Annotated in this window: 8 protein-coding genes; 4 read left to right on the plus strand and 4 right to left on the minus strand. The window is 64.8% G+C overall.

Annotated elements, in window-relative coordinates:
• Positions 1-394 precede the first annotated feature (394 nt).
• Entirely contained in the window at positions 395-613 is a 219-nt protein-coding gene (hemP, locus tag ACK543_RS03140; RefSeq protein WP_409941403.1) for a hemin uptake protein HemP, read from the plus strand.
• A gap of 347 nt (positions 614-960) precedes the next feature.
• Here the strand turns inward: hemP and ACK543_RS03145 are convergent, their stop codons facing one another.
• Positions 961-1,368, minus strand: coding sequence for a GlcG/HbpS family heme-binding protein (locus ACK543_RS03145; protein WP_409941404.1), 408 nt, complete (start codon positions 1,366-1,368; stop codon positions 961-963).
• A gap of 223 nt (positions 1,369-1,591) precedes the next feature.
• Here ACK543_RS03145 and ACK543_RS03150 point away from each other — a divergent pair, with 223 nt between their 5' ends.
• Positions 1,592-2,287: a Bax inhibitor-1/YccA family protein gene (locus tag ACK543_RS03150; RefSeq protein WP_409941410.1), complete on the plus strand. Its 696-nt coding sequence runs from the start codon at positions 1,592-1,594 to the stop codon at positions 2,285-2,287.
• 125 nt (positions 2,288-2,412) lie between these two features.
• Positions 2,413-2,793, plus strand: coding sequence for a hypothetical protein (locus tag ACK543_RS03155; RefSeq protein ID WP_409941405.1), 381 nt, complete (start codon positions 2,413-2,415; stop codon positions 2,791-2,793).
• Between the two features lie 59 nt (positions 2,794-2,852).
• On the opposite strand, the gene rlmD is transcribed toward ACK543_RS03155, so the two are convergent.
• The 3 genes from rlmD to ACK543_RS03170 all read right to left on the minus strand — a co-directional run bounded on the left by rlmD (position 2,853) and on the right by ACK543_RS03170 (position 5,264).
• A complete protein-coding gene (rlmD, locus tag ACK543_RS03160; protein ID WP_409941406.1) occupies positions 2,853-4,313 on the minus strand; it encodes a 23S rRNA (uracil(1939)-C(5))-methyltransferase RlmD in 1,461 nt (486 codons plus the stop codon).
• A 59-nt stretch (positions 4,314-4,372) separates the two neighbouring features.
• A complete protein-coding gene (locus tag ACK543_RS03165; protein ID WP_409941407.1) occupies positions 4,373-4,678 on the minus strand; it encodes a hypothetical protein in 306 nt (101 codons plus the stop codon).
• 109 nt (positions 4,679-4,787) lie between these two features.
• A complete protein-coding gene (locus ACK543_RS03170; protein ID WP_409941408.1) occupies positions 4,788-5,264 on the minus strand; it encodes an Lrp/AsnC ligand binding domain-containing protein in 477 nt (158 codons plus the stop codon).
• 125 nt (positions 5,265-5,389) lie between these two features.
• Here ACK543_RS03170 and putA point away from each other — a divergent pair, with 125 nt between their 5' ends.
• Positions 5,390-9,160: a trifunctional transcriptional regulator/proline dehydrogenase/L-glutamate gamma-semialdehyde dehydrogenase gene (gene putA / locus ACK543_RS03175; RefSeq protein ID WP_409941409.1), complete on the plus strand. Its 3,771-nt coding sequence runs from the start codon at positions 5,390-5,392 to the stop codon at positions 9,158-9,160.
• Positions 9,161-9,324 lie beyond the last annotated feature (164 nt).

Below are 9,324 nucleotides of genomic sequence, written 5' to 3' on the forward strand. Positions count from 1 at the left end.
AGCGTCGAAAGCGAAAATCGGCCCCAGCGAGGACAGTTTTTGCCGAATTTGCAGCCCCATAGCCGAGCTATGGGGCAAAAAGGCGGTTAAAAATGGACCGCTGCGGTCGATTTGCAGCCGACGATTTCCAAGTCCGACAGGCTCCTATGGCATGCGGGACGCAAGCGAGGCAGGCTTTGCGCACATCGATTCGCCCACCCGGCGGCCCGTTCCGCCCCGCTCACCCGCGCCGATGCACTGAGAGCAGCGGGGAGACCTCACGGCTGCCGGGGCGTTGCGACACGCTGCCCTTCCCGATTCACCGACTGAAAGGCAAATCCCGGTTGACTTGTAATTGCGAATCGTTATCATTAGCGATATTGCAGAAACAAACCACCCGCTACAGGAAGACTTCATGCAAGCCACCTTGACCGCCGCCTCGATCATGCTCCGCACACCCGCCGATGACCGGCATGCCGCCGCCCGCACCCATGCGCTCAATACCGGCGAACCCGCGGCCGCCGTGGACAGCAGTGCCCTGCTCCAAGGCCAGAAGGCCGTATCGATCAGCCACAACGGTTCGGTATACCGACTGCAGGCCACCAAGCTCGGAAAACTCATCCTGACCAAGTGACGGATGGTGCGGGCCCGGCCACCGGCCCCGCGCACACACCGCTTCACTCCTCATCTGCACCAGGTTTGATCGTGGGGCGACTCCGAGGCTGATCCAAGTCCCCAAGGGCCGTTTTTGCCAGCCAACGGGGCAGCCCGCGTAGCCAGGCTTTTTTTCAGACTCCCCCGCGATGCCACTGCGCGCAGAACTTAAACACCGGAACTTGGACGTTTTTTATGCGGTTTGAAGCCAAAATGGCCTCAAGCCCTTTCATTTACGGGCCTGATTACTATCAACTCAATAGCAAACAGGCAATACACGGGGCAGCATCGCAGCCCTGAAGGTGACAGACTGCCACGGCACGCCGCTTACAGGCCGATGGCGGCAATGCCCGCCCGGGCAATCTGAGCGTCTTCGGTGGATTTCACGCCACTGACCCCCACGGCACCCAGGCACTGGCCGTCCTTCATGATCGGCACGCCCCCTTCGAGCAGGCCGTCGATGGTGGGCGCGCTCAGGAACGAGGTACGGCCACCGTTGATCACATCTTCATACACCTTGCTCTCGCGGCGGCCCAGGGCGGCGGTGCGGGCCTTCGAAGGCGCAATGTGGGACGAGACAGCGGCCGCGCCATCCAGGCGTTGCAACCACAGCAGGTGTCCGCCATCGTCCACGATGGCAATGGTGACCGGCCACTGGTTTTTCAGCGCTTCTGCCTCGGCAGCGGCAGCAATGGTCTTGACGTCGGCAAGTTCGAGTTCGGGTTTGGTTTTCATGGTGCAAAAAGTGCGGGATGAAGAGCGCGCCACCGGGCACGGGCCCGCAGCAACGAAGAAGCCCGAGCATATCGGGAAGTTCTCCGGGGCTCACCCCTACGCAGGGTGAAAGAATCCTTACCAAAAGTAGGTAACCGGGCATGGATTTGAAGATTGAAAACGTCGCGCGCCGTAAAATAGAACGGTCTGCGACATGCAGGCCAACTAGGAGAGACGCAAGATGATGAACGACCAAGTCACCACCCTGGGCCACTCTGCGGGTTATGGCCTCTCGCAGGACGAGCGCCACAAGGTGCTTCGCAATACTTACTGGCTGCTCGCCCTGAGCATGCTGCCAACCGTGCTGGGCGCATGGATTGGCGTGGCGACCGGCATCACGCGCTCCCTGAGCGGCGGCTTGGGTCTGATCGTGTTCCTGGGCGGCGCCTTCGCCTTCATGTTCGCCATCGAGAAGACCAAGCGATCGGCAGCGGGTGTGCCGGTGCTGCTGGCTTTCACGTTCTTCATGGGCCTGATGCTCTCGCGCATGATTGCGATGGTGCTGGGCTTCAAAAACGGTTCCGAGCTCATCATGACCGCGTTTGCCGGCACGGCGGGCGTGTTCTTTGTGATGGCCAGCCTGGCCAGCGTGATCAAGCGTGACCTGTCGGGCATGGGCAAATGGCTGATGGTGGGTGCCCTGGTGCTGATGGTGGGCGCGGTGATCAACGTGTTTGTGGGCTCCAGCGCCGGCATGATGGCGATTTCGGTGGCGGCTATCGGCATTTTCAGCGCCTACATGTTGTACGACCTCAAGCAAGTCCTGGACGGCGGCGAGACCAACTACATCAGCGCCACCCTGGCCCTGTACCTGGACATCTTCAACGTGTTTCAGAGCTTGCTGGCCCTGCTAGGCATCATGGGAGGCGAGCGCGACTAAGACCGCGCTCCTGGCCTACCCTGGCCCGCCCCATGAAAAAAGGCTCCTGCGGGGGCCTTTTTTCTTGGCGGGCAAGCGGTCAGCACTCAATACGGCGGTCGAGCTGCCGATAATCAAAATACATCATGCGTTGCACTCCTGCACTCTCCGAGGTCCGCCTGCTGGCCGCAGCGGCGGTGCTGCTGCTGTCTGGCTGCGACAAAATCCCGGGCCTGGGACCCGACCCGCGGGTGGCCCAGCGGGAAGAGGAGTCCAAGGCCATCGGCGGGGCCTGCCGCCACGCACTGCGCGGCCTGGAAGACTGCTACACGCTGAACCCCAAGGCCAGCAAGGCAGCCATCTTTGCGGGCTGGAAGGAGATGGACGCCTACATGCGCGAGAACAAGCTTGACGGCGCGCCCGCCGTGCTGGGGCAGGCCGAAAAATCCGCTCGCGAGAAGTCGCCCCGTCCGGAAGCTGGCGAAACCGAGTCCCGATCCTCCGGCGCTGGCCGCAAAGGCAGCTGAGGGCCCTGGCACTGGCCCTGCCCCTGCGCGCAGTGCCCCCCAGACGCACGGCGCTGTGCTCAGACCCGGTCAAACACCGCGATGCTCTCCACATGCGCCGTGTGCGGAAACATGTTCACCATGCCTGCCGCCGTGCAGCGGTAGCCCGCCAGATGCACCAGCAGACCCGCGTCGCGCGCCAGTGTGGCGGGGTTGCAGCTGACATACACGATGCGCTGGGGTGATGTCCAGCCTTCAGCACCAGCGGGCAGCGGCGCGGCCCCCTCGGCGCCGATGCGCGCCTGCTCCAGATCGGCCAGGGCCCTTACCAGGGCAAACGCACCTTCGCGGGGTGGGTCCACCAGCCACTTGTCGGCTGCTTTATCGGCCACCAGCATTGCTGGCGTCATTTCAAAGAGGTTGCGCGCTACAAATTGTGTAGCACAAAGTGCTTTACGGTCGCGCGTAACCGGCTTGTTTAACTCATAGTTTTCGCGCGAGCGGGTCACCAGGGCTTCGCTGCCTTCAATGCCCAGCACCTCGCGCGCCTGCGTGGCCAGGGGAAGGGTGAAATTGCCCAGCCCGCAGAACCAGTCAATCACGCGCTCTTGGGGCTGCACATCCAGCAGACGCAGCGCGCGCGAGACCAGCACCCGGTTGATGTGCGGGTTGACCTGGGTGAAGTCGGTGGGATGAAAGGGCATGGTGATGCCGAAATCGGGCAAGGCGTACGCGAGCTGTTCACCACCTTCATCGAGCCGGTGCACGGTGTCCGGGCCCTTGGGCTGCAGCCACCACTGCACGCCATGCTCGGCCGCAAACGCGCGCAGGCGGGCCAGGTCGTCTGCGCTCAGGGGCTCCAGGTGGCGCAACACCAGGGCTGTTACGGTGTCGCCGCAGGCCAGCTCGATCTGCGGGCAGGTATCGCGGGCGTCCATGCGGGCGATCAGGCCGCGCAGCGGCATCAGCATGGCATCCACATGCGGCGGGAGGATCTTGCAGGTCTGCATGTCCGCGATGTAGCGGCTCTTGCGCTCATGAAAGCCCACCAGCACCTGCCCCTTTTTGATCACATGGCGCACCGCCAGCCGCGCGCGGTAGCGGTAGCCCCAGGCGGGGCCCTCAATGGGTCGCAGCACCATCTGCGGGCGCACCTTGCCCAGATGCCAGAGGTTGTCTTCCAGCACCCGCTGCTTGACGGCTACCTGCCCGCCCACATGCAGGTGCTGCATCTTGCAGCCGCCGCAAGCACCGGCATGCAGGCCGAAATGCGGGCATCCGGGCCGCACGCGCTGGGATGATTCGCGATGGATGGCCGTGAGGCTGGCCTGTTCCCAGTTGTTCTTTTTGCGGTGGGTGTTGGCTGTGACCTGCTCGAACGGCAGGGCACCATCAATGAAAACCACTTTGCCGTCAGGACGGCGGGCCACGCCCTGCGCCTCCAGGTCCATCGACTGCACCTGCAGCCAGCCGTCGGGCAGATCATGTACGCCCTGAACGGCGGGCTCAAACGAGGGGGATAGTTCTTTCGGTTCGCTCATCGCCCGATTGTCTCAGGCCGCTGCGGGCCACAGCCGGGCGCGTCGCCGCAGGCCGCAGCTTAGCGGCGGTCAGCGCGGGGCGCCTTTGTGGAGGATGTGCCAGTTTTCGGTGCCACCAAAGGCAGCTTGTTGATCGTGACTTCGCATCCGGTGATGTCGGACGAAAAAACCAAGGTCGAGCCGGGTGCCACGACTGTCAGGGTCTCGTGGATGGGGCGCGACATATCCACCGGTGGCTCGAACGCACGGTAGACGACTTCCTTGTCGGGGCCGTACACCACATAGCAGGCGGCAGACGATGCCTGGCTGAACAGCGCTGCGACCAGAGCAGCGGCAAGCGGTGATGCTTTAGGAAGCGATTTCATGAGGCTTTCTCCTTTGTGGTGGTCGGTCGGATCCTCCGAATTATGCGGGCTTGGTAGCCGCGCACGATGGTCGCGAGCGCGTAACGGGTGCGCCCGTGTCTGCGCTGCGCTACAACCGCAGATGCAGTTGGTTGGTGTGCTTGACCTCCTCCATGACCGCGTACGTGCGCGTTTCCCGCACACCGGGCAACTGCCACAGCACGTTGCCGGCAAACACGCGGTAGCTGTTCATGTCGGCCGAGCGGGTCTTGAGCAGATAGTCAAACCCCCCGGCCACCATGTGGCATTCCATGATCTCTGGGTGCACCTGCACGGCGGCCTTGAACTGGTCGAACACATTGGGTGTGGTGCGATCGAGCAGCACCTCCACAAACACCAGCATACCTGCCCCCAGCTTCAGCGGGTTCAGCCGAGCCTCATAACCCAGGATGAACCCATCGCGCGTGAGGCGTTGCACTCGCGCCAGCACCGCCGTGGGCGACAGGGCCACCGCCTCGGCCAGCTTGAGGTTGGCGATGCGCCCATCCTCTTGCAGGATTGACAAAATCCTGCGGTCAATGCGGTCTAGATCAGATTCTATAGACATACAAGTTAGTGAGTTATTCGATCAATTCCGCTATTTTCGAATATTTATTCAATCAAAGTCCAGGGATCATCTCCGCCATGAGGCCACCACCCGTGTGGCAACCCTGCCTTCGAAAGACCACCACCATGACGCAGCCCACCATCGAGTCACCCGCTCCATTTGCCGACTTCGCGCCCCGCACACCGCTGGGCAGCCCCCTGCGCGCTGCCATCACTGCCGCCACCCGCCGCCCGGAACCCGAGGCCCTGGCGCCCCTGCTGGCCCAGGCCCGCCTGCCGCAAAACCAGGCGTCCGCGGCCCGGCAACTGGCCTTGCGCATTGCCGGGGGTCTGCGCGAACGCAAGGCCAGCGCCGGCCGCGCGGGCATCGTGCAAGGGCTGCTGCAGGAGTTTTCTCTGTCGTCACAGGAGGGCGTGGCGCTGATGTGCCTGGCCGAGGCGCTGCTGCGCATTCCCGACAAGGCCACGCGCGACGCGCTGATCCGCGACAAGATCAGCCATGGTCAGTGGGATGCCCACCTGGGCAAAAGTCCATCGCTGTTTGTGAATGCTGCCACCTGGGGGCTGCTCATTACCGGCAAGCTCGTGGCCACGCACAGCGAAGGCAGCCTGGGCAGCTCGCTCAGCCGCCTGATTGGCAAGGGCGGCGAGCCGCTGATCCGCAAGGGCGTGGACATGGCCATGCGGATGATGGGCGAGCAATTTGTGACGGGCGAGACCATCGAAGACGCCCTGCACAACGCCCGCACGATGGAAGCCGAGGGCTTTCGCTACTCGTATGACATGCTGGGCGAGGCCGCGCTCACCGGTGCAGACGCGCAGCGCTACTACCAGTCTTACGAGCAGGCCATCCACGCCATTGGCAAGGCGTCGGCCGGACGCGGCATCTACGAGGGGCCGGGCATCTCGATCAAGCTCTCTGCGCTGCACCCGCGCTACAGCCGCGCGCAGTTTGGCCGCGTCATGGACGAGCTTTACCCCCAGGTCCTGCGTTTGACCGAACTGGCCAGACACTACGACATCGGCCTGAACATCGACGCCGAGGAAGCCGACCGGCTGGAGCTGTCGCTCGACCTGCTCGAGCGCCTGTGTCACGAACCCACGCTGGAGGGCTGGAACGGCATCGGTTTTGTCATACAGGCCTACCAAAAACGCTGTCCCTTCGTCGTCGACTACGTGATCGACCTGGCCCGCCGCACCCACCGCCGCCTGATGGTGCGCCTGGTCAAAGGCGCCTACTGGGACAGCGAGATCAAGCGCGCCCAGGTGGACGGCCTGGAGGACTACCCGGTCTACACCCGCAAGGTGCACACCGACATTTCGTACATAGCCTGCGCGAAAAAGCTGCTGGCCGCGCCCGAGGCCGTTTACCCCCAGTTCGCCACCCACAATGCCGAAACGGTGGCCACGATCTACCAGTTGGCGGGCAGCAACTTCTACGCGGGCCAGTACGAATTTCAGTGCCTGCACGGAATGGGCGAGCCGCTGTACGAGCAGGTGGTGGGCGCCATCGGCGCTGGCAAGCTCGGCCGCCCGTGCCGCATCTATGCCCCTGTCGGCACGCACGAGACGCTGCTGGCCTACCTGGTGCGCCGCCTGCTGGAAAACGGTGCCAACACCTCGTTTGTGAACCGCATCGCCGACGAGACGATTGCCCTGGACGATCTGGTCCAAAGCCCGGTGGCTGTGGTGGATGCTCAGGCCGCTGCCGATGGCATGGCCGGGCTTGCGCACCCGCGCATCCCCCTGCCGCTCGGCCTGTATGGGGCACACCGCGCCAACGCACGCGGGCTGGATCTGTCGAACGAGAACACCCTGACCGCGCTGGGCGCATCGCTGCAAGGCCTGGCCCACCATGGCTTTATGGCCAGCCCGCTGCTGGGCACCGATCCGGCTGAGGAGCCTGCGGGCCCCACCATTCGAGTGCGCAACCCGGCCGACCACCGCGACCTGGTCGGTCATGTGAGCGAGGCCGCCGAGGCCGATGTGGACCACGCCCTGGACTGTGCGCAGGCAGCGGCTGCCAGCTGGGCTGCCACACCCCCTGCCGAGCGCGCGGCAGCGCTGCAGCGCACGGCCGATGCGCTGGAAGCGCGCATGCTGCCCCTGCTGGGCCTGCTGATGCGCGAAGCGGGCAAGAGCGCCAGCAATGCCGTGGCCGAGGTGCGCGAAGCCGTGGACTTTCTGCGCTACTACGCCGCCCAGGTGCAAAGCACCTTCGACACCGCAAGCCACATCCCCCTGGGCCCGGTGGCCTGCATCAGCCCCTGGAACTTCCCGCTGGCCATCTTTATCGGCCAGGTTGCGGCCGCGCTGGCCGCTGGCAACCCCGTGCTGGCCAAGCCTGCCGAGCAAACCCCGCTGGTCGCTGCCGAGGCGGTGCGCCTGCTGTGGCGCGCTGGTGTGCCGCGGGCGGCCGTGCAGCTGCTGCCCGGCAAGGGCGAGACGGTGGGCGCACGCCTGGTGGGCGATGCCCGGGTGATGGGCGTGATGTTCACAGGCTCCACCGAAGTCGCGCGCATCCTGCAGCGCACCATCGCCGGGCGGCTCGATGCTGCGGGTCGCCCAATTCCGCTCATCGCAGAGACCGGTGGTCAAAACGCCATGATCGTGGACTCGTCGGCCCTGGTCGAACAGGTGGTGGCCGACGCCGTGTCGTCTGCCTTTGACAGCGCCGGTCAGCGCTGCTCCGCCCTGCGGGTGCTGTGTGTGCAAGAAGAAGCAGCCGACCGCGTGGTGGACATGCTGCAAGGCGCCATGGGCGAGCTGCGTGTGGGCAACCCCGCGCAGCTGCGGGTGGACGTGGGCCCCGTGATCGACATCGAGGCACAGGCAGGCATCACCCGCCACATCGATGCATTCAAAGCCAAGGGCTACCGCGTCTTCCAGCACCCCAACCACCTGGGCGCGTCGCAAGCGCAAGGCACTTTTGTGCCCCCCACGCTGATCGAGCTCAACCACATGGGCGAGCTGGAGCGCGAAGTCTTTGGCCCGGTACTGCACCTGGTGCGCTATGCCCGCAATGACCTGGACTCGCTGCTCGACCAGATCAACGCCACCGGCTACGGCCTGACCCAGGGCGTGCACACCCGCATCGACGAGACCATTGCCCGGGTGGTCAGCCGTGCCCACGCGGGCAACGTGTACGTCAACCGCAACATGGTCGGCGCGGTGGTGGGCGTGCAGCCGTTTGGTGGCGAAAGGCTGTCAGGCACGGGGCCCAAGGCCGGTGGCCCGCTGTATTTGCTGCGCCTGCTATCGCAGCGCCCCGCCGACGCGCTGGCGCGCACCTTTGCCGACTCTGACCGCCTGGCACCGCCCGACGTGACCCGACGCCAGGAACTGCTGGCACCGCTGGCCGGGTTGGAGCAATGGGCTCTGGCCCAAAGCCACAACACGCTGGCCGAAGCCTGCCAGCGGTTTGCCACCCAGACCCAAAGCGGCACCGCGCGCACCCTGCCCGGCCCTACCGGCGAGCGCAACGTCTACACCCTGGTCGCCCGCCAGCATGTGCTGTGCATTGCACCCGACGAAAGCGACGCTCTGGTGCAGACCGCGGCCGTCCTGGCCACCGGAGGCATTGCGCTGTGGCCCGGCACCCGCAGCGCCCTGCAAAGGCGGCTGCCCGCAGCGATTCAGGCGCGGGTCCTGCTGCTGGCTGCCGATGCGCTGGAGCACAGCGACACACCACTGGACGCGGTGCTGCACCATGGCGATGCGCAGTCGCTCAACGCGGTCTGCCAGGCCCTTGCGCGGCGTGCAGGCCCCATCGTGGGCGTGACGGGCCTGCCGCCGGGTGCCAGCGAGATCCCGCTGGAGCGGCTGCTCATCGAACGCGCGTTGAGCGTGAACACGGCCGCGGCAGGCGGCAACGCCAGTCTGATGACGATCGGCTGACGAGGCCTTTGCAAAATTGATTAAACCTATTGAGTCGGCACCTTTGAACTTGAACCAGCCGTTCGGGCTGAGCCTGTCGAAGCCTTGCGCAGAGCTTCGAACCGCATCAACGCATTCAAGTTGGTTGATGCCGACTCAATAAAAACGGCAGTTGACCGCTTGTC

The organism is Acidovorax sp. (genome assembly GCF_046341535.1).
GTDB lineage: Bacteria > Pseudomonadota > Gammaproteobacteria > Burkholderiales > Burkholderiaceae_C > Acidovorax.

Bases quoted from the DNA above. Each gene is read 5' to 3' on its own strand.
- hemP (WP_409941403.1), top strand. From the start codon at position 395: ATGCAAGCCACCTTGACCGCCGCCTCGATCATGCTCCGCACACCCGCC.
- ACK543_RS03145 (WP_409941404.1), bottom strand. From the start codon at position 1,368: ATGAAAACCAAACCCGAACTCGAACTTGCCGACGTCAAGACCATTGCT.
- ACK543_RS03150 (WP_409941410.1), top strand. From the start codon at position 1,592: ATGAACGACCAAGTCACCACCCTGGGCCACTCTGCGGGTTATGGCCTC.
- ACK543_RS03155 (WP_409941405.1), top strand. From the start codon at position 2,413: ATGCGTTGCACTCCTGCACTCTCCGAGGTCCGCCTGCTGGCCGCAGCG.
- rlmD (WP_409941406.1), bottom strand. From the start codon at position 4,313: ATGAGCGAACCGAAAGAACTATCCCCCTCGTTTGAGCCCGCCGTTCAG.
- ACK543_RS03165 (WP_409941407.1), bottom strand. From the start codon at position 4,678: ATGAAATCGCTTCCTAAAGCATCACCGCTTGCCGCTGCTCTGGTCGCA.
- ACK543_RS03170 (WP_409941408.1), bottom strand. From the start codon at position 5,264: ATGTCTATAGAATCTGATCTAGACCGCATTGACCGCAGGATTTTGTCA.
- putA (WP_409941409.1), top strand. From the start codon at position 5,390: ATGACGCAGCCCACCATCGAGTCACCCGCTCCATTTGCCGACTTCGCG.